Source organism: Paraglaciecola sp. L3A3, from assembly GCF_009796765.1.
GTDB lineage: Bacteria > Pseudomonadota > Gammaproteobacteria > Enterobacterales > Alteromonadaceae > Paraglaciecola.
On record NZ_CP047023.1, the window covers coordinates 1,860,169 to 1,879,343 of the forward strand.

16 protein-coding genes are annotated in these 19,175 nt (G+C 37.3%); 11 read left to right on the plus strand and 5 right to left on the minus strand.

The window, feature by feature from the left end; genetic code table 11:
- The first annotated feature begins 4 nt into the window (after positions 1 to 4).
- Positions 5 to 1,507, plus strand: coding sequence for an SEL1-like repeat protein (locus tag GQR87_RS07740; protein WP_158968117.1), 1,503 nt, complete (start codon positions 5 to 7; stop codon positions 1,505 to 1,507).
- A 283-nt stretch (positions 1,508 to 1,790) separates the two neighbouring features.
- Here GQR87_RS07740 and GQR87_RS07745 read toward each other — a convergent pair whose 3' ends face one another.
- The gene (locus GQR87_RS07745; RefSeq protein ID WP_158968119.1) at positions 1,791 to 4,970 is read right to left on the minus strand and encodes an EAL domain-containing protein; all 3,180 of its coding nucleotides are present in this window, start codon (positions 4,968 to 4,970) and stop codon (positions 1,791 to 1,793) included.
- A gap of 241 nt (positions 4,971 to 5,211) precedes the next feature.
- Positions 5,212 to 5,838: a cation diffusion facilitator family transporter gene (locus tag GQR87_RS07750; RefSeq protein ID WP_158968121.1), complete on the minus strand. Its 627-nt coding sequence runs from the start codon at positions 5,836 to 5,838 to the stop codon at positions 5,212 to 5,214.
- An 81-nt stretch (positions 5,839 to 5,919) separates the two neighbouring features.
- Here GQR87_RS07750 and GQR87_RS07755 point away from each other — a divergent pair, with 81 nt between their 5' ends.
- Positions 5,920 to 6,312 (plus strand): Cd(II)/Pb(II)-responsive transcriptional regulator, encoded by a 393-nt coding sequence (locus GQR87_RS07755; RefSeq protein ID WP_158968123.1) that lies wholly within the window; start codon positions 5,920 to 5,922, stop codon positions 6,310 to 6,312.
- 27 nt (positions 6,313 to 6,339) lie between these two features.
- Here the strand turns inward: GQR87_RS07755 and GQR87_RS07760 are convergent, their stop codons facing one another.
- Positions 6,340 to 7,212: a LysR family transcriptional regulator gene (locus GQR87_RS07760; protein WP_158968125.1), complete on the minus strand. Its 873-nt coding sequence runs from the start codon at positions 7,210 to 7,212 to the stop codon at positions 6,340 to 6,342.
- 96 nt (positions 7,213 to 7,308) lie between these two features.
- Between GQR87_RS07760 and GQR87_RS07765 the strand changes: the two genes are divergently transcribed.
- From GQR87_RS07765 to GQR87_RS07800, 8 genes are all read left to right on the plus strand, one after another.
- On the plus strand, positions 7,309 to 7,809 hold the full coding sequence (locus tag GQR87_RS07765) for a lactoylglutathione lyase family protein (RefSeq protein WP_158968127.1): 501 nt from the start codon (positions 7,309 to 7,311) through the stop codon (positions 7,807 to 7,809).
- A 767-nt stretch (positions 7,810 to 8,576) separates the two neighbouring features.
- Entirely contained in the window at positions 8,577 to 10,181 is a 1,605-nt protein-coding gene (locus GQR87_RS07770; protein WP_199271704.1) for a phosphotransferase, read from the plus strand.
- Positions 10,174 to 11,079, plus strand: coding sequence for a GAK system ATP-grasp enzyme (locus GQR87_RS07775; protein WP_158968131.1), 906 nt, complete (start codon positions 10,174 to 10,176; stop codon positions 11,077 to 11,079). Before GQR87_RS07770 ends, GQR87_RS07775 begins: the two co-directional genes overlap by 8 nt.
- Positions 11,079 to 12,173: an HprK-related kinase B gene (locus GQR87_RS07780; RefSeq protein ID WP_158968133.1), complete on the plus strand. Its 1,095-nt coding sequence runs from the start codon at positions 11,079 to 11,081 to the stop codon at positions 12,171 to 12,173. The genes GQR87_RS07775 and GQR87_RS07780 overlap by 1 nt, the downstream gene beginning before the upstream one ends.
- Positions 12,174 to 12,185: 12 nt before the next feature.
- Positions 12,186 to 12,905 (plus strand): histidine phosphatase family protein, encoded by a 720-nt coding sequence (locus tag GQR87_RS07785; RefSeq protein WP_158968135.1) that lies wholly within the window; start codon positions 12,186 to 12,188, stop codon positions 12,903 to 12,905.
- Between the two features lie 116 nt (positions 12,906 to 13,021).
- Complete coding sequence (locus GQR87_RS07790; protein ID WP_158968137.1) at positions 13,022 to 14,338, plus strand: metallophosphoesterase; 1,317 nt, start codon at positions 13,022 to 13,024, stop codon at positions 14,336 to 14,338.
- Between the two features lie 13 nt (positions 14,339 to 14,351).
- The gene (locus GQR87_RS07795) at positions 14,352 to 14,618 is read left to right on the plus strand and encodes an amphi-Trp domain-containing protein (RefSeq protein ID WP_158968139.1); all 267 of its coding nucleotides are present in this window, start codon (positions 14,352 to 14,354) and stop codon (positions 14,616 to 14,618) included.
- A gap of 287 nt (positions 14,619 to 14,905) precedes the next feature.
- On the plus strand, positions 14,906 to 16,498 hold the full coding sequence (locus GQR87_RS07800; RefSeq protein ID WP_158968141.1) for a sulfatase: 1,593 nt from the start codon (positions 14,906 to 14,908) through the stop codon (positions 16,496 to 16,498).
- A gap of 63 nt (positions 16,499 to 16,561) precedes the next feature.
- On the opposite strand, the gene GQR87_RS07805 is transcribed toward GQR87_RS07800, so the two are convergent.
- Complete coding sequence (locus GQR87_RS07805; protein WP_158968143.1) at positions 16,562 to 17,422, minus strand: ABC transporter substrate-binding protein; 861 nt, start codon at positions 17,420 to 17,422, stop codon at positions 16,562 to 16,564.
- Positions 17,423 to 17,636: 214 nt separating this feature from the next.
- Between GQR87_RS07805 and GQR87_RS07810 the strand changes: the two genes are divergently transcribed.
- Positions 17,637 to 17,768, plus strand: a complete 132-nt coding sequence (locus GQR87_RS07810; protein WP_158968145.1) for a transposase — start codon at positions 17,637 to 17,639, stop codon at positions 17,766 to 17,768.
- A 174-nt stretch (positions 17,769 to 17,942) separates the two neighbouring features.
- Here GQR87_RS07810 and GQR87_RS07815 read toward each other — a convergent pair whose 3' ends face one another.
- Positions 17,943 to 18,719, minus strand: coding sequence for a tRNA isopentenyl-2-thiomethyl-A-37 hydroxylase MiaE (locus GQR87_RS07815; RefSeq protein WP_158968147.1), 777 nt, complete (start codon positions 18,717 to 18,719; stop codon positions 17,943 to 17,945).
- Positions 18,720 to 19,175 lie beyond the last annotated feature (456 nt).

The following is a 19,175-nucleotide window of genomic DNA, read 5'->3' on the forward strand; positions in this document are numbered from 1 at the left end:
AATTATGAAGATAATCTCCCGTGCCCTGATTTTGACTGGGACTATACTGCTGAGCGCAGGTCTTAATGCTAGAGATTTGTTATTGGCAGATCACTATTTTGCAGAGAAGAAATACGAATTAGCATTAAAAGAATATAAGTTGATAGCCGATGTCGGCAATCCACGAGCCTATTATCAATTAGGTGTCATTCATTTTAATGGCTTTTGGGTTGAAACAAATTTTTTAGAATCGTTAATCTGGTTTTCATTAGCAGCTGAACAAGATTATAAAGATTCAAAACAACTTGTCGAAAAACTGTTTGCGCAAATTTCAGTAAAACAAAAAGAACAAGTGGCTAATATTGTTGCTGACTATTTGCTTAATTTTGGTAAAACTTCAGTGACGGATAAATTTTATCCTAGTATTAATGAGATTAATCTAGGAAAAAAAGTTGTGGTTGTTGATAATAGTGATCGTTTTATTGGAGATTTAGCAGGCGACGAGCAGGACACTGCAGAAGAATTTGACGAGCTAGCAGGTTTTGCTGATTCAGACGATTTAGGGTTTTCAGATCAGTTTAATACTGCAGTCGATCCTCTTGGTATTAGTGTGGGATCGTCTGCAGCTTCGTTAAATCTTCCATACTTTTTAATCGTTGATTACGATATTGAAACTGATGGCTCCCGTCGAAATTTAGTTCCCGTTACTAGTTATGGTTACATAAAAGATATTCTTTATACTATTTCTAGTACAGGTGTAGCAGAGCCAACATTAGAACAGCAGCCGGTTCCTTTTATTGGTCGTTCTTATCAAGGTTCGGCTAGTTATGGAAAAAGCTTATTTAGAGATAAGACCCCCATACTTTATCGCCGAATTAGAAGGCTAGCACTGCAATTACAAAATCAATCGACGCCGATTGGTAAATACCAATATGCTCATACTTTGATGAGTTATACTTGGTTAAATGCGACTGATGAAAAAATAAATCAATTATTAAAAGAATCATCTGAAGCTGGCGTCATTCAGGCTCAACTTGAATATGGACTTAAATTATACCGAGATCAAGATGATATAAAATCAGCTGTTAAATGGATTTTAGAAGCGGCTAAACAAACCAATACTGAAGCTGAATATCGCTTAGGTAAAATATTGCTGAATAGTCCCTGGGTAATTAAAGACGAAAAGAAAGCAGTCATGTGGTTAGAGTCAGCGGCAAATAAAAGGCATGTTGCAGCGATAAAAGACGTCGTTTATTTAAGATTGTTAGCTGATGATCAGTCGTTAAGAAATACTAAAGAAGCGATTAGGCTTTTAGATGGATTAACTGAGACTCAAAATAGAGATCCTGTTTATCATTATTTACGGGCGGTATCGCATACTAAGTCTGAAACTCGCCAGTTAAGTACCGCATTTAAACATATGCGTACTGCTATCAGTTTAGCTAATGATCTAGATTGGAATACCGATGAGTGGCAAGCCTGGTTACAACAATGGACCGAAGGTGTAGTGACTGTTCAAGATTTGTAATTCAATGCAGGTATTTGATTGGTTATTTTTATCAATCCAATACCTATATTTTTAAAATGCGTTGAGTAAAGTTTGCAAAAACGACATGTTTTTTAGTCTTGAATTATCATTGCAGAACTATAATATTGCCAGCTCAGATATATGTCGGTTTTATTCTTGTGTTGTATCTTCAAGTCTTGTTCTGTTAATTTTAAACGGACTGTAAGGGTTAAGTTTGAGGTTGGATAAGCTACTGTTAAATTATTCTGATTATTTGTGGGCTGCTAAATACCTTTGTCACACATTAGGTGCTTTTGTTTCGTAATTGTTGCCATTCAATATTTTCCTCCCATTTGTTTGTCCATTCGGGGATTTCATTGGCTGACATAGGTTTGGCTATACCGTATCCTTGAGCTAATTCACAGCCTAAAGCTACTAACTCAGTACCGTGAGCAAGAGTTTCTACCCCTTCAGCTATGACTGTACGATTAAATGATTTGGCTAAAGCAATGATCCCTATCACTATTGCTTTATCTTCTGAATTGTTCAACATGTCACGGATAAATGTTTGATCTATCTTGATGAGCTTGGCTGGGAGTCTTCTTAGATAAGTGAGTGATGAGTAACCCGTGCCAAAATCATCAATTGCAAAACTCACCCCTAATTTTACGCAGCTATTCATCATTTCTGATACATCCGTTACGTTGCTTAACTCACTTGTTTCGAGTATTTCTAGTTGTAAACAATCTGGCTCTACATTGGCATAAGTTGCAAGTAGTTGTTGTAGACGTTCTGCGAAATCTTTTTGTTGTATTTGTAATGCGTCAATATTAATGCTTATTGGCAAGCGTAAACCTAACGTCTGCCATTTTGTTAATTGTTTTAAAGATTCTTCTATTACCCATTCGCCTATATCTATTGTCAGATAATGGTTTTCAATAAAGGGTAAAAATTCAGCCGGTGATAAAAGTCCACGACTAGGGTGTTGCCAACGGATCAATGCTTCGGCACCAATGATTTCGCCAGTTATCATGTTAATTTTAGGTTGGTAATATAAAACAAACTGCCGTTTGTTTAAGGCATCCGTGATGTTTTGTAAAATAGTATGTCTTTGTTTGATTGCATCTTCTGTTTCAATATCAAAAAGGTGGTAGCAGTTTTTCCCTTTTTGTTTTGCCACATACATAGCTTGGTCTGCATGTCGAATAAGTTGATCGGCATTAGTTTTATCAAATGGGTAGATCGTAATCCCAATACTGGCAGACACTTTTAGCACTTTAGTACCGAGTGTTATTTGCTCGGATGCAACTTTTAACATCCGCTCAACGATAGGGTGTAAATCTTCAATATTGTCTAATTTGCTTAATATTGCTACAAATTCATCGCCGCCATATCTAGCTAAAGTATCACAATCACGTAATATGTCTTTTAGACGAGCAGCAAATATGACTAAAAGTTCGTCTCCAACACTATGTCCATGAGTGTCATTCACTTCTTTAAACCCGTCCAAGTCAAGTAATATTATGGCCACTTGATTTTTGTTGTGTTTACTTTGGCTCAAGGCTTGATTTAACCGGTCAGTTAACAGTGTGCGATTAGGTAGATTGGTTAACACATCATAATGTGCCATATGTTCTAATTGATTTTGATGGTCTTTTATTTCAGATATATCTGAGAATATGGCAACGTAATTTTTAATCTGCCCTAAATCATCATGTACTGAGCTTATATTAAGATACTGGGCGTACACCTCGCCATTTTTACGTTTATTCCAAACTTCTCCACTCCAATGCCCTATATCGTTTATTGTCTGCCATAGGTTTTGATAAAACTCCGCCGCTTGCCGCCCAGATTTTAGAATATTTGGATTTTTGCCTATTATCTCTTCTCGTGAGTAACCAGTAATATTGCTAAAACTTTCATTTACTTCAATGATTATCCCTTTAATATTGGTAATAATAATACCTTCTTGGGCTTGTGAAAATACACTTGCAGCTAAGGTGAGCTCGTTTTTAAGTTGTTTATTTTTAGTCACATCTTGGACGAGTGAAGTGACGCCGATAATTGAGCCATCTTTATCGATAATTGGAGTATTGTGCCACTCACAAATTATTGTATTCTCGTTTTTGGTGATATTTTCATTGGTATTTTTTCTGCTGCCAGTTGTATTCAGTAGTAGTTGGTGGATAGATTGTATTTCTCCACGTAATTCAGAGCCCATCACTAGATTTGAACCATGTAAGCCCAATGCTTCTTCTGGTGTATACCCGAATATTCTTTCCGCTGATTTATTCCAGTTAGTGCATGTGAAATCTTTATCCCATGTGATGCAGCCAAGTGGTGTGTTCTCAATATGCTCTAACAACTTTCTTTTGCTTTCTTGTAACGATTCCTGACTGTCTTGTAGGTGTTTCTCAGCAGTTAATCGGGCTTTTGCCATAAGTGAAAAGTGTTTCTGTAAATCTACTAGTTCTGAGGATCCATGTTGTGGCGTATTGCCAATATCCTTACCTTTCTCTAAGTCTTTAGTGGATTGTAATAAAACTTTAAGCGGGGTGAGTACGCTTTTTTTAATCCCCCATGTGGCTACTAAATATATTAATACAATAAAAGAAAGCAGGGTAACCGCCATTTTTAATAAACGAGAATTAATAACCGTTAATTTTTCTTCAAAGGGAATGCCTACACGTATGATGATTGATTCATTATCTGCTAACAAAGGTTTATTAACATAGACTCTTAATGGTTTCTCTGAACTAATAAAAGCTTTAATGGTTGTAGAGTCAGATTGATATTCCTTTAGATTTTGTTGTACTTCGGAAATAGATAAACCAAGTAATTTGGGATCCGTCGGAAAGGTGGCAAGAATTGTTTGTTTATGGTCGATAATATAAGCAACAGAGTTTTCAGGTAAATTAGCTTGTTTTAAGTGTTTACTCCACCAATCCAAAGATAGCGCTGCTACGGCAAGTCCCACCATTTCAGTACTATTTTCAGGAATAATAGGATAGGCGAAATTAATAGTAAGCACATTGCTGGCTCGGTCTAATTGAAATTCACCGATAGCAAACCTTTTTGTTGTAATAGCTTTTTGAATATAAGCACGATCAGCAACATTTATAGGCTTGCTTAGGGGTATTGCGCTACATAGCAGCTCTCCGTCTACTCGTGGCACACCTATATTGCTATATACATCTTTAATCTGTATGACTTCAGCTAGAAATTCACTACATTCTGCAGAATTAGGATTGCTTACTTGTTTAAAGGTTGATAATTGTTTTAAAAAGTTTTCTGTACGGGTTACCAGCAAGGTTTGAAACGTTGTTGTTATATCTACGGTTTTAATTGCTTGTTCAAGTGCTGAACGAACGGCGTGGTCACGCTCTACAATAGATGTATATATCAGGGCTATTAATCCGGGCAATGCTACCAAAAAAATAAGAATAGTTAATCGTGAATGTAATGATTTTAAAAAACGTTTCATCTATTTATATAATTCCAACTTTGGGAGCTTTTAGCGGTAAGGGTAATTTATTTTTAATTATTGAAGAATGTGATCCACATACTTGAATGGGCAAGGTATAGCTAAAGTCGATATTCAGGCTGTTATTAGCGCGGTACTTCGAAGCACGAAAATCGTTCCACTTAACTTTTGTAAGCAATAATATAGTACATAATCATTAGGCTCAAACAATTTTCTTGAATGGACGGTCAATAAAAATGCCTTAGCCACAACAAGAAGATTTAGGCTTTTGTTGCTCTTTAAGTATAGCCCTAGACTCATTAACTATTTTTAATGACGATTGAATGATCACCAAAGCGATGATGATTGCGATCACTAGATCTGGGATGGCTGAGTCTAGCCACATAACTAAACCCGCCGATATCATAACGCCAACGTTAGCGATCATATCGTTACGTGAGCAAATCCAACTGGCGCGCATATTTATGTCGCCAGAGCGGTAACGTGACAGTAAAACAAAACAGAATAAATTGACGGCTAATGCTAATAGTGAAATCCATAACATCACTTGGGTTTGTGGTTCACTGCCAAATATTAAGCGCTGAACCACATCCAGTAAAATTAGTGCAGCTAAGAATAATTGTAAGCTACCGTTAAATAATGCCGCTTTTGCCTTGTATTGAATGGCTTTTCCTACTGCATATAAGCCCACCATATACACCATGGCATCAGCCAACATATCCAGTGAATCGGCCATTAAACCACTGGATTGTGCTAACCAACCGGCAATAAATTCCACAAAAAACATGGCAGCATTTAGCAATAAGACTGTCCATAACAGGGTACGTTGTTCTTTGTCTTGGGCATCTACACCGCAACATTCACTCATGAGGTTCTCGTTATTAAGTTAGATTGATAGTTATTATACGAGGTAGAATACACCTTCCAGTAATAGTAAGGTCAATCAAATATGCAAATCAAACAACTAGCCAGTGTCACTGGGGTGAGCGCTAAAACTATTCGTTACTATGAAGATATAGGTTTATTGCCTGAGGCAAAACGAGCAGACAATGGTTACCGTTATTATCAAAACAAAGATATTGGCTCATTAAACTTTATTCGCCGCTGTAAAGAATTACGTATGCCGCTGGCCGACATTAAAAAACTTGTAGTAGTACAAAGTGATGGCAACGCCCCTTGTGCTGAAGTAGATAGTTTAATTTCCCAACAACTTGAACAGATCCATATTGCGCAATACGAGTTGCAACAACTGGAAAAACATCTGCACAGCTTAGCGAACTGTTGTGCTAATAATAAGCAGATTAAAGATTGCGAAATTTTGCATCAGTTACACGCTGATTAGCCCATAATGATGCAATTTTTAACATTCCTAAGCTAAAAAATCGCTTATTTTTGATTGTATAATCTTGGCTCTGCTGGCGTTAACAACATGTCTATTGACACATAAGTAAAGGTTTTCACTTACGGGTATTGGCAAGTTATGTATCTGAATCGACTGTTGCGCATGATAAGCGCTGGCCGCAAATAAAGGTAAAACCGTAAAACCAAGACCTTTGCTAACGGGTTCTAGAATTAAACTAATTTGGTTTGAAAATCCTTTGTGTTGAAATTGTTCTACATGCTCAAACTGGGGAAAGTTTGCCCGCAATAATTGTTTGCCATGTTGTGCAGCATCAGGGTGGGCGATGAAACCTAACGTAAGTAAACCTTGCCAACTTATCGATTTAACAGTTGCTGGTGTCACCAGTACTAATGGTTCTTCGGCAACTTTTTCACAGACTAAATCACTTTTATTACTTAATTGGGTGATTAATCCTAAATCGAGTTGATTATCCACTAAGTCTTGTTCAATTCTGTTATTAGGCGCAAATGCATAATCAATACAAAGATCAGGATGAGTTTGTTGTAATGTTAACAATTTTGGATAAAGAGATAAGCCAACACTACCAGGCGAAGCAATTTTAATGATCCCTTTGTAGGGATCATCTTGCTTGATTAGAGCTTCTAACTTCTCAGCATTTCTAAGTAACACTTGTCCCTTTTGTTTTAATTCTTGGCCTTTATTAGTCAAAGAAAATGATTTTCCTTCTCTGACTAATAGTTGGCAATCCAGCTGTTTTTCTAATTTTTTAATATGTTGGCTGACCCCAGATTGAGTCATAAATAACTTTTCAGCGGTTTGCGTGAAATGGCCAATATCAGCCAGAGTACAAAAGGTTTTTAACCAAGTTTGATTTATCATTACAAAATGTACTTATATCTATGATTATTGATAATTTTATGTACTTTATCATTGCCTGTACTATTTCACTATCAATAACCAAGCAGGATTTAAAGTATGAGTCATCCTTATCCAAGAACATTTTCACACATAGGTATTTCAGTACCTGATTTAGAAGCCGCGGTTAAATTTTATACTGAGGTACTAGGTTGGTATTTGATCATGCAGCCCACCGAAATCATTGAAGACCAAAGCCCTATTGGAGAAATGTGTACCGATGTGTTTGGCGCCAATTGGCAGAAGTTTAAAATTGCTCATCTCTCAACAGGTGACCGCATTGGGGTTGAATTGTTTGAGTTTAAAAATCAACGACAGCCCGACAACAATTTTGAATATTGGAAAACAGGGGTATTTCACTTTTGTGTGCAAGATCCTAATTTAGAAGAATTGGTTGCAACCATTATTGCCGCTGGTGGTAAAAAACGTATGCTTGCACCGCGTTATTATTATCCAGGGGAAAAACCCTATCGCATGATTTATATGGAAGACCCATTTGGTAATATCTTGGAAATATATAGCCATAGTTATGAGTTAACGTATGCAGCAGGCGCCTATTAATCTCGCCATCTAATACAAAAAGCCACTTATGTTCTGTGAGTGGCTAACAAAGAACCCAGCTCCACAGTTGGTGAAACACGCTAATTGTGAGTTAAAGGCATAGTTGTGCAACAATAAAACCAATTGATTAGGTTAATGACGACATGCCTTATGTGTTTCATTGTCAAAATAAATCCCTACTGAACATTCTTTTGTCTACTGAGTTGGAAGACAGGTTTATTCTGCAAACGTATCTGCATTCAGAAGCATCTATGTACAACAAATTTGTGATGCATGTGACTTTTTGCTAATTGAAGTCGAACAAGGTGTTGGCCTTATTCTGACGTTAAATATTCATCTTTGGCTACTCGGGCAGCCATCGCTGCGGATATTCAAAAGGCCTTTTTAGCGCTATGAACGGCAATTAAGCAACTTGCACTGTTACCCGATACAAGATAACAAAGGTAAGTTGCAGAGTAATGCGGAGGTGTAGAGTGTCACAAAATTCAGTTAAAGCAGAACTTCCTGAAAAGTAATTTAGGACACAGCGTTCAGGAGGTTGCTGAAATCAGATAATAGGTTTCGGATTGAGCATAGTGAATGTGCGAGTGATTGGAATTTTATTCATATAGTCTGGGTTAAGCTAATTATCATAAAAAATTAATATAAATCAACGTTGTAGTTATGCTATTTTGCAGCATACTATGGCCCCAATCGAATGACTATAACCTGTCAATTTAAAATAATTTTATTCTATGAAAAGTCTACCGAAAAGCATTTATAACAACTTGAACTTTTTGACCGCTGAGGTAGATTCCCAACTAGCCAGTTTACAGCAATATTTCGAAGTGGCGACTGCAGCCAATGCAAGGCGAATACTCGATCGCCTAGGGTATTCTAATAATTTAAAAACCCGTATTCATTCAAGTAGTGTCCAAGCACTCTCAAAAGGTAAAAATAATAGTGGTAGTCGCTTAAATCTGCGTATGGCTGAATTTATCGCCACCGATTTAGAGCGAATTACTGAGCTTTGCTGTAACAGTGTGCGGCATTTAGACTATATCTCTGATTTAAGTCTCCTTAAGCCAGAAAGTTATATTATTATCTTGGAAACCTTACGCCAAGAAATTCGCAAGATAGATAAAACATTGGCAAGTAATAATACAAAAATAGCCATTACTATCGGCCAAACAGAAGAACACATCCAAAAAAGTAGAAAAAAGCTTAGAAAGTATTACACCCAAGAATTAAAACAAAAAGATCATACTGAAATATTAATCCAAGGTTTATTTTTAACCTATGAATTTAAACAGATGGGTGAAGCCTTAAGACGTATCAGTGAATCTATTATTTCAGCAAATTTAGGGCAACCCGTTAATTTTGAAAGATTTTTTTCTCTGCAATCATTAATTAGTAAATTACCCAATGATGACGGCGAATTTAATATTGAACCCATAGCAGAAACACGCTCAGGCAGTTCAATATCGGCCATTACTTCAACCAGTAAAGATGAAAGTGGTTATGTAGCCATTTTTAAAGATGGACAGAAACGTAAAGTCAAAGAAGAAAAATTAGGGGTACAAAGCTGGCATGAATTATATCCAGGTTTAGCGCCTAAAATTTTGTCTTATAAAAAACGCGGAGAATCTGCCGCGCTGCTAATTGAGCATCTATCTGGCTATACTTTTGAACAAATATTATTAACCGAAAGCAGCGATTTATTAGCCGCAGCCCAACAACAATTACACACCACTTTAAGATCAGTTTGGCAAGCGACCCGCAGCAACAAACCAGTGTGTGCAAAGTTTATTAGCCAACTTGAGAAAAGAATGCCTGATGTATACAAAATACATCCTGAATTTCAGCGACAAAATGCAGTGATTGGTGGTTTGCCGCTTCCTTGTTTTGAAACATTAATGGCTCAAGCAAAAATAATTGAGGTGGATTTATTTTGCCCATTTTCTGTTTATATTCATGGTGACTTTAATCTAGATAATATTATTTATGATCCCCTCGAGAAAAAAATAAACTTTATTGATTTACACCGCTCCAGCCATATGGACTATGTTCAAGATGTCTCAGTTTTTATGGTTTCGAATTACCGTTTACAAATACTTGATAAACAAACTCGACAAAAAATCATGTCAGTGGCACAAACATTTTATAAAATGGCCAGACGTTACGCCGTGCGTGAAAAAGACAGCAACTTTGATCTAAGGTTAGCACTTGGCTTAGCCAGGTCTTTCGCCACATCAACCCGTTTTATCTTAGATAAATCATTGGCTAATCGTATGTATTTACGTGCTCAATATTTACTTGAACTGGTGCTATCACTAGAGCCAGAACAATACTCAAAATTTAGAATTCCCCTTAAGGAGCTATTCATTGAATAACTTAAAAGTTGCAGTTGTAGGGATCCCTGGTAAATGGTCAACTGAAGTATTAGCCGATCGCATCGAAGCGAAAACTGGATTTCGCTTAGTGGTCGACATGGCTGATGTAAAGTTAGATTTGAGCGACAACTCACTAGCATATAAAGGGGTAGACTTAACGCAATTAGATGCCATAGCAGTTAAAAAAATCAGTGCCGAATATAGCCCTAATACCGTCGACAGACTAGAGTTATTGCGCATAGCCGAAGGTCGTGGAGTTACAGTGTTTAGCGGCGCCGAACCCATGTTACGTTTAGTTGACCGCTTAAGCTGCACCGTCACCTTACGTAATGCCAATATTCCTATGCCAGATACCATAGTCACTGAATCGCTTGATCAAGCATTCGCTGCGGTTAAAGAATATGGCAGTGCGGTATTTAAGCCTTTGTTTTCAACCAAAGCACGAGGTATGTGTGTTATCGAAGCAAAACAAAGTGAAGCTGAAATCCGTAAAGCAATACAAGCTTTTTGCCAAACTAATCCTATGATGTATATTCAACGCAAGCTTGAGCTTAATGGTAAAGACTTAGGCATGGTTTTTCTGGCAGGTAAATATCTTGGCACTTATGCTAGGGTGTCTCAAAGTGACACTTGGAACACCACTATCCATAGTGGCGGAAAATATGAAGCATTCACTCCTTCAGCTGAAATCATAGCACTGGCCACTCGGGCCCAAGCCCCTTTTAATATGGACTTTACCACTGTAGATGTAGCGTTAACCGACCAAGGCCCCATAGTATTTGAAGTATCAGCTTTTGGTGGTTTTCAAGGGGCACTTGAAGGAGCTGGCATAGACGCTGCCGAGTTATACACACAACACATAATACAACAACTATCCCTGCAAAAAGGCAATACATAATGAATTTGGAACTTGAAGACCTAGTACAAAAACTTCGCACAACTGAAAAACTGGTCGACAAACCACTTTTATTAAAATTAGACAACTGCATTATAGAAGTAGGTAGTAACAGCCAAGAATTATTAGCTAAATTAGCTGCCTATTTTAAACATATTGTGTGTTTATCTGGGCAAGCCAATATTTCGATGCTTGCCATAGAAAAACCTGTGGAAGACTTATCACTGCCCTTCAAAGATTGGCGTAGAGAAGGGGGTAAATCAGGCCGTAAAGACAGTTATTACGATTTTCCCAGCGCGCGGGTAGTACACAAAGTTAAGACAGATATGTGTTTTCTGCAAAGTGAAAATCTAAAGTTAGCATCTGGCCCTTGCATTAAAAATGACAATCAAGTGATTAACTTTATCAATAGCCAATACCTAAACTGGTTACAGCAACAAGATTGGCAAAATTGCCATGCTGCTGGCTTAGTTCGAAACGGTAACGCAATTGCTATGGCAGGGTTTTCTGGTGGTGGAAAATCGACATTAATGCTGCACTTAATGGAATTAAGCGATACGCAATTTCTTAGTAACGACAGATTATTAATTAAAAATGACGGTCAACAAACAATAGCAAAAGGTATTCCTAAACTGCCTAGAATTAATCCGGGCACTATCATCAATAACCCACGCTTAATTGGGATGTTTAAGCCACAAAAAATAGCTGAATTAAATGCCATGCCTTTAGCTGAATTGTGGGATTTAGAAGAGAAATATGACGTATTTATTGAAGACTTATACGGCCCAAATCGAATTTGCGATACTGCGCCTCTTAATGCATTCATTGTCTTAAATTGGCACCGTGATAATACCAATGCAATGGCAATTGCTCAGGTCGATTTAACCCAAAGAAGGGACTTATTAGCAGCAGTAATGAAATCTTCAGGGCCATTTTATCAATATACTGATGGCAGTTTTTATCAAGATACCACAGCGTTAAATGAAGAGGCATACCTACAAGCTTTATCCAATGTGCCCATATATGAAGCCAGTGGCCAAGTTGACTTTGCCGCTTTGGTGGCGTTTTGTGACAAACATTTGTTTGCAGGGCTGTAAGGTAGCTATACAGTGTCTCATTTATATTGTGCCTTTATTCGTCACGGTGATTATCATCAATTAGCAAACACCCCAAGTGCACTGCAACCTTACCCTTTAAACACTGAGGGTAAAAAGCAAGCACTAGCTGGCGCGCAAGAATTAGCTAACTTATTAGATAAATATAACTGTATGTTAGATCCTGCAGTGGATTGTTCAAACCTGCTACGAGCTTGGCAAACCGCGAGTATATTTATCGAACAATTGCAACCGTATTTTGCCTCTGCCCCTAAACTGGTTGGATATGATGCTTTAGCCGAACGCACCGTCGGCTGTGCCGCAAACCTGTCCATTGAACAAATTGAAGCTGTACTTCATCAAGATCCTCGTTATCAAGTACCAGACAAAAATTGGAAATCAGATAGTCATTATTGCTTACCTTTACAAGGAGCAGAGTCCTTATTACAAGCAGGGGAAAGAGTTAAAACCCACCTAAGTCAGTGGGCAAACTCGGTAAACAAACTTCCAGAAACAATCATCTCTCCCGAAAAAAACAAACTAAAATTATTCTTTGGCCATGGTGCCGCGTTTCGACATGCTGCCTACCATTTAGATATTTTAACATTTGAACAGATTGCAGCTCTGAGTATGTATCATGCACGGCCGATACTTTTTAAAGTCGACAATGGATTGTTTTCACATATAGATGGTCATTGGAAAATACGCCAGCAATCAGATCTTGCAATTGATTAAGCTCTTTTGTGGCTCACAATATTCCGTGCCTAGTCAAAATAATATTCTGACTTTCATCTAACTGTAATCAATGTGTAATATAAATAGAACCAAGGTTTCTTATTTTTATTTAAAATATGCCAAACACTGGACTGTCTGACTACATACCTAAATTTGATTGTTATCACCCTAATGCCATAGTACTGCCTATCCAAGGTGAAAATTGGCAATTAGATGCTAAACATTCAGGTAACTTATTGCGCTCAAAAACAGATCGACATGATGTTGATTTAAGCCAGCACGTAAATTGGCTATGGCCGAAAAAAACACTTTATTTTATTTCTGATGCCCATGCTGATGCTGACGCTTTTATCGCTTCATTAGTCGCCACAGGCACAGTATTAAAAACGGGTACTGGTGCAACTGATTTTGTAGTCAATAAAGCCTCTCAAGATGCGACTTATATTATAGGTGGCGATTGTTTAGATAAAGGTCCAAGTAATTTACAGTTACTTGATGCGCTGCAACACCTCAGACAAAGTAATGTGAAAGTAAAATTACTGGCTGGTAATCACGATATGCGGCTGTTAATGGGCCTACAATCTTTGCAAGGTAAAAAAGACACCTTAACAGAACACTTATTTGTGCGAATGGGCAATAAAGTGGTTCCGCTACTGAAAGAGGTTTACGAACTTTATGTAAAAGACAAACCTACGTCACCATCATTACCCAGTAGTAAAGAGTGCCGTAAACGGTTATTTCCTGGTGACGACTGGTTCCAAAAATTTCCACTCGCAGCTACTTTATTGACCTCAGAAAGTGTGGAGCGAGAATTAAACCGTATGGAAAACAAAATAGCCTCTTTTGAAAAGAGCTGTTTAAAATCAGGATTAACGATACTTGATGTTTATGCCACGGCTTTAAAATGCCAAGAGCTATTTCTCGATAAAAACGGGCAATATGGCTGGTTTTTTGATTCCATGAAATTAATTTACCGTAAAGGGGCGTTTCTATTTTTACATGCAGGTGTCGACGACACTATCTGTAAGCAAATAAATGAATTTGGCATAAAAGATATTAATCAACGATACCAACAACTGGTTAAAAAAGATCTGTTTAGCTTTTACTACGGCACTCTAGCCAACTCTTTACGTACTAAATACAGACCCGTTGATATGCCACTCACCGAAGAGGGGGTGAATATCTTTAAAAATGAAGGCTTGCACTTTATTGTTCATGGTCATAAAAATCGTAAACAAGGGCAGCGCATAGTCAATCAAAATGGCATCATACATATTGAAGCTGATATTACTCTGGATCGTAATTCTAGGAAAAAAGAAGGTCTTTGTGGTATTGGTATGGGGGCGACTATTATTCATCCTGATCGTCGGATAGTAGGGATCAGTAATGATTACCCTTATGCCAAAGTTTTTGATCCAAGGCACTACATTTAAATTAGGAACAAGCATGTTGCAAAACAAAAACACCTTTCGTCACGAGTCGTTACAAGACAATAAAAGTATTCAAGATATATTAAAGGCAATTACCAAAGGCATGGGTAAAGGTAAACTTGAACTAAGTGATGATAACGGTGTGATCGAGATCCATCCTGAAGGGCTATTACATTTAAAAGTATCTGCTAGCGAAGAAGAAAATCGCCACCGCCTTGATGTCAGGATCAGTTGGCAACCGAAAGAACAAGTATTAGAACAAAAAGCACTAAAAATCGAATAGTAGGCCAATACTTATATGCTTTGATAGTGACTCATTTTATCCTTTAAAGCATATAACGAACAGAATTTGTGCCGACATTAGTGCAACTAAATGGTGCGGTTCATAATATTGTGTAATGGATTGAACTATTAAATTATATTGCTAATACTTCACGTCCCTCTTATCCATTGTTTAGAATCTATTTGACCTAGGCTGGTAATATTACAAAAAATTTACATTCTACAAGTAGCTTTAATATCTAAATATTCATACAATTATTCGGTTTATTTATATTTAAAATAACAGATATGTCGATTCAAAATAAAAGATTAAAAACTTGGGGATTACTCACTACTTTGTGTTTATTGGGTAATTTACTATTCACAGGCTGTGCCAAAAACCACACAATTACTAAGGCAGAGGTCGCGCCGCAGCTAGACATAAAAAAGCCTAACATCATTTTCTTTTTTACTGACGATCAAGCCTACGACACTATAGGAGCCTTTGGTAATCCAGATGTCAAAACCACAAACATTGATAAATTAGCCAATCAGGGCGTAGTATTTGCTCGACATTACAACACCACTTCTATTTGCATGGCTAGTCGTGCCAGTATCATGTCTGGTATGTACGAATATAAAAACGGTACTAATTTTGGCCACGGTCCCATGGCTACCACTATTTGGCAAAAATCCTATCCGGTACTATTGAAGCAATCGGGATATAAAGTGGGGTTTGCTGGTAAATTTGGTTTTGCAGTAGCTGATATGTCTGCTAAAAAGCGGAATGAAGAAGAAGGTAAAATAGCCCAACATGATTTTGATTTTTGGGGCGGTAGCCCTGGGCAAACCAGTTATGCAACCGCGCGAAATAAAACAATCAAAAAGTATGCAAAAGATTACCCTCATAGTAGTTTGGCTTATGGCGCGGCCAGCATTGATTTTATCAAAGATTCAGTCAAAACTAGTCAACCTTTTGCTATGAGTGTTTTTTACAAAGCGCCTCATAGACCTGTATCGCCAGACCCTAAGTTTGATCATGTCTATGAAAATACAGAATTTAGAAAACTGCCCAACTATGGTCGTGAAGCAGGAAAGCACTTCTCTAAACATTCACAACTTGGCCGACAGTATCCTAGGTTTGTAGATTGGGGCTACTCCGAAGAAGACTCTTACCAACAAGCTTTACGAGAATACCATCAACTGATTTATGGCATCGACCAATCAATCGGCATGATTTTAGAGGAAATTGAAAAACAAAATATTGCTGATAATACAGTAATCATTTTTGCTTCGGACAATGGTTATTTTAATGGTTCTCATGGCTTAGGCAGTAAAGTATTACCTTATGAAGAAGGCGCAAGAGTCCCCCTTATTATTTATGATCCTCGTAATAGACAAAGTGGCAAGATGCGTACTACTGCATCGTTAACGGCTGGTGTGGATATCAGTGCCACTATTTTAGATCTTGCAGGTATTGAAAAACCTAGCTCATGGGATGGCGTCAGTTTGTTACCGATATTACAGGAAACAAATCAACAGGTCAGACCCAGTATGCCGCATATTCAAGTATGGGGTCACGAGGAAACTCGCAACTTAACAGTGTTAGATGATCGCTATAAATATATATATTGGTATTACCAAGACGAGAAACAAAACTTAGTGCCTACAGAAGAGCTTTATGATTTGGCTAATGATCCCTATGAAATGAAAAACATTGCCAGTGATGTTCGTTATGCCAGCACCTTAGAAAAGATGCGTAATTTATACGATCAACACGTGGATCAGTGGCAACAAGAAAGTGTCCAATACAATGGTTATTCCAAATATGGTCAACTATTTGACCGTCATCTAAGTTGGTCTGCTAAGCAACACATCTTAAAACAAAAATCTAAAAAATAAGTATCAATACTAGCTCTGTATTTCTATAAATACAGAGCTAACTTAGCGCACAATAACTTTACCTTAACGTATAAAAAATTGTCGCTGTTCAATGATATGCTTTTCTTGAATAGGTAATTCAATCACCTGTTTTACATTGCGATTCAGATGCTTCATCACATCTCGTGTTAACACTTGTGTACGCATTATTTTTTCGAATTCACCCGTTTTCTCTAGGATCAATAAACCTTTGTACAAACGATTCTTCAATTTCATTCGAGTCTTAGGCAAATAAAAATTCATCACCAATTCATAAGAAATAATCAGTTCATTAAAAAATATCAACTCCCCAGATTTATTACTTAAAGAGGCAACTTCAACGGCTCCCTCTAAAACACTTAAAGGTACGGCGTCACACCTTGCCAACTTAACCATGTCTAACATAGCGGGAAAATAGGTCACTTCTGTAATGTTAAAGCCATTATCGCTAAGCACTTTTACATCAGGCCATCCACGCCCTTGACATATAGTTAATCGTTTTAGTTCGGCTAAGCTAGTGATGTTTTTAAATCTAGGAAGGTTTGCAGGGGTGATAACAAATCCTCTATGACCTAATAAACCTTTAAACAATGGAAATGGAACATAAATCAATTTTTCATTACGCTCTAATGAATTAGCAGACCAGTTAACATCATAAAACTCCCCCGATTCTAACAACTTCATCGCACGTTTTTGACCTGGGTAAGGGAGTTTATTTATTGATATTTCAATACTAGGCTGATCAGCAGTCACCGCTAATGCCCTTTTTAGGATATGCACAAAATAATCATGACTGGCGTCATTTTTATGTAGAGGACCTAATATTTTAATGATTTCTGCATGGGAACCAAAACAAAAACCACTACATATAAGGATGATAAATAATAACGCATTTTTGAGTTTCAACTAGCCCCTTCCGTCCCGGTTAATTAAGGCGTCAGTTGTTTAGCTTAACATAACTCACTCAAACGCCCAGCCATGTATTGAATATTAACCGCAAAGGGTAAATCCCTGGGTTTACCCAGTTTATGCTACTCATCATATGGAACTTCAGAGAAATACACATCGAGTTTATCGCTTAATGTATCAGTTGCTTTGGATACCCAAATATTGACATAAAGTGTTTGTAGAGCCTTATCGCGAAGCGATGAAAGCGATTATTCGCAAGATAGGATATGACTACGATTTTGATATTCAAGAGCTAGAAATTCCAGGTGATTACATTCATATGGTGATAAAAGGGGGAGCCTAAATTGGCTCCTAGCCAAGTAATACAATTGGTTAAAGCTATGTGCAGAACCAACTAGTCGAGCTTGATCTCAATGAACAAGACGCCAAACAGTTGGGTCTGTTTTAAACTCGGTTGTTTGCGGCCGATTCTGTTATCTCAGTTCGAAGCAAAATGTTATACATTCTTAAGCCAGCACTAACCGGCTTTTTTTACGATGAGAGGTATTCCGCTATGAAACTTAAAATCAGCATCAGGTGAAGAAATAAGCTCCGCCTCCGCCTCACCAAAATATGCTATACGTTCTGTTATATCTTGACCAGCTATCTCTTCGGCAAGGGTAAGGTAATCTTGATAGTGACGAGCTTCAGATCTTAAAAGAGAAATATAAAAATCGCCTAATTTTTTATCAACATGTGGGGCTAATTTCGCAAAACGTTCACAAGAGCGGGCTTCAATATAAGCACCACATATAAGTTTATCTATTAAGGTGTTTGGCTCGTGAGTTTTAACATGTTTTAGCATGCCTTTAGCATAACGTGATGGTGTAATACTTTTATATTCAATGGTGTAATGATCCATCATCTCTAATACCTGATAAAAATGATGTAATTCTTCTTTGATCAATAACACCATTTTATCAATTAAGTCTTGCCCATAAGGTGAGTTGGATTTAGGTACTACTGATTTAGTAAGTTTGTTCTTAGCGGCAAGATCACGCCAGTTACCTTCTCTTTTATAAATATATGTTTCAAACGGGTTTAACCATTCCAATAAAGCATCTCCACTTTGTTTATCAACAGCATATTTACGGATAAGAAACATCGCACTCTGAGATGCTTTCAACTCACATATCAAGTGATCTAAAAGTAGCATTGTGAAATTTTCGGGTTTAATCGCTTCTGCAACCCACTCATCAGGAGTTTCACATTTAAGAAAAGATTTTATTGGTTTTAATAATTCAGAGTAAGGCAATCGAATTACAACTATTAAAATAGAAATTGAGGACTAAATTTTACCATATCCCACTAATCATTTGTCTAGGTAAATTCTTCTATGTTTTTTGTTTGTTCAATGTTGACTTTAGTGAGCTAAAAAGCTTCGCAAATTGTTATGTTCTGAGGCAAGCATTTTCAAGATGATTTATCGTTAGCTTAGACTATTTCTGCTGACGATATTAGCCAGAGAGCTAAAGTTATTGGTGAAAAAGAAGCAGAGTTAATTGCTAATCCTGGTACCCAGTTTAGATTCCATAACGTTGTTCCTAGCTTTTAGGGGCATCCACATTTTATTTTAACTTTATATTATCTAACCTGAGTTCTGGATAAGAAATATCGTCTAATCTGAATTTATCATTACAATCAATAGCTTAATGACGTTCACCCAAATCACCTCATCTGAATGCTTACTCGGTGACGAAATTTTTGTGTA

Bases quoted from the DNA above. Each gene is read 5' to 3' on its own strand.
- GQR87_RS07765 (WP_158968127.1), top strand. From the start codon at position 7,309: ATGAGTCATCCTTATCCAAGAACATTTTCACACATAGGTATTTCAGTA.
- GQR87_RS07755 (WP_158968123.1), top strand. From the start codon at position 5,920: ATGCAAATCAAACAACTAGCCAGTGTCACTGGGGTGAGCGCTAAAACT.
- GQR87_RS07790 (WP_158968137.1), top strand. From the start codon at position 13,022: ATGCCAAACACTGGACTGTCTGACTACATACCTAAATTTGATTGTTAT.
- GQR87_RS07760 (WP_158968125.1), bottom strand. From the start codon at position 7,212: ATGATAAATCAAACTTGGTTAAAAACCTTTTGTACTCTGGCTGATATT.
- GQR87_RS07780 (WP_158968133.1), top strand. From the start codon at position 11,079: ATGAATTTGGAACTTGAAGACCTAGTACAAAAACTTCGCACAACTGAA.
- GQR87_RS07740 (WP_158968117.1), top strand. From the start codon at position 5: ATGAAGATAATCTCCCGTGCCCTGATTTTGACTGGGACTATACTGCTG.
- GQR87_RS07745 (WP_158968119.1), bottom strand. From the start codon at position 4,970: ATGAAACGTTTTTTAAAATCATTACATTCACGATTAACTATTCTTATT.
- GQR87_RS07800 (WP_158968141.1), top strand. From the start codon at position 14,906: ATGTCGATTCAAAATAAAAGATTAAAAACTTGGGGATTACTCACTACT.
- GQR87_RS07750 (WP_158968121.1), bottom strand. From the start codon at position 5,838: ATGAGTGAATGTTGCGGTGTAGATGCCCAAGACAAAGAACAACGTACC.
- GQR87_RS07795 (WP_158968139.1), top strand. From the start codon at position 14,352: ATGTTGCAAAACAAAAACACCTTTCGTCACGAGTCGTTACAAGACAAT.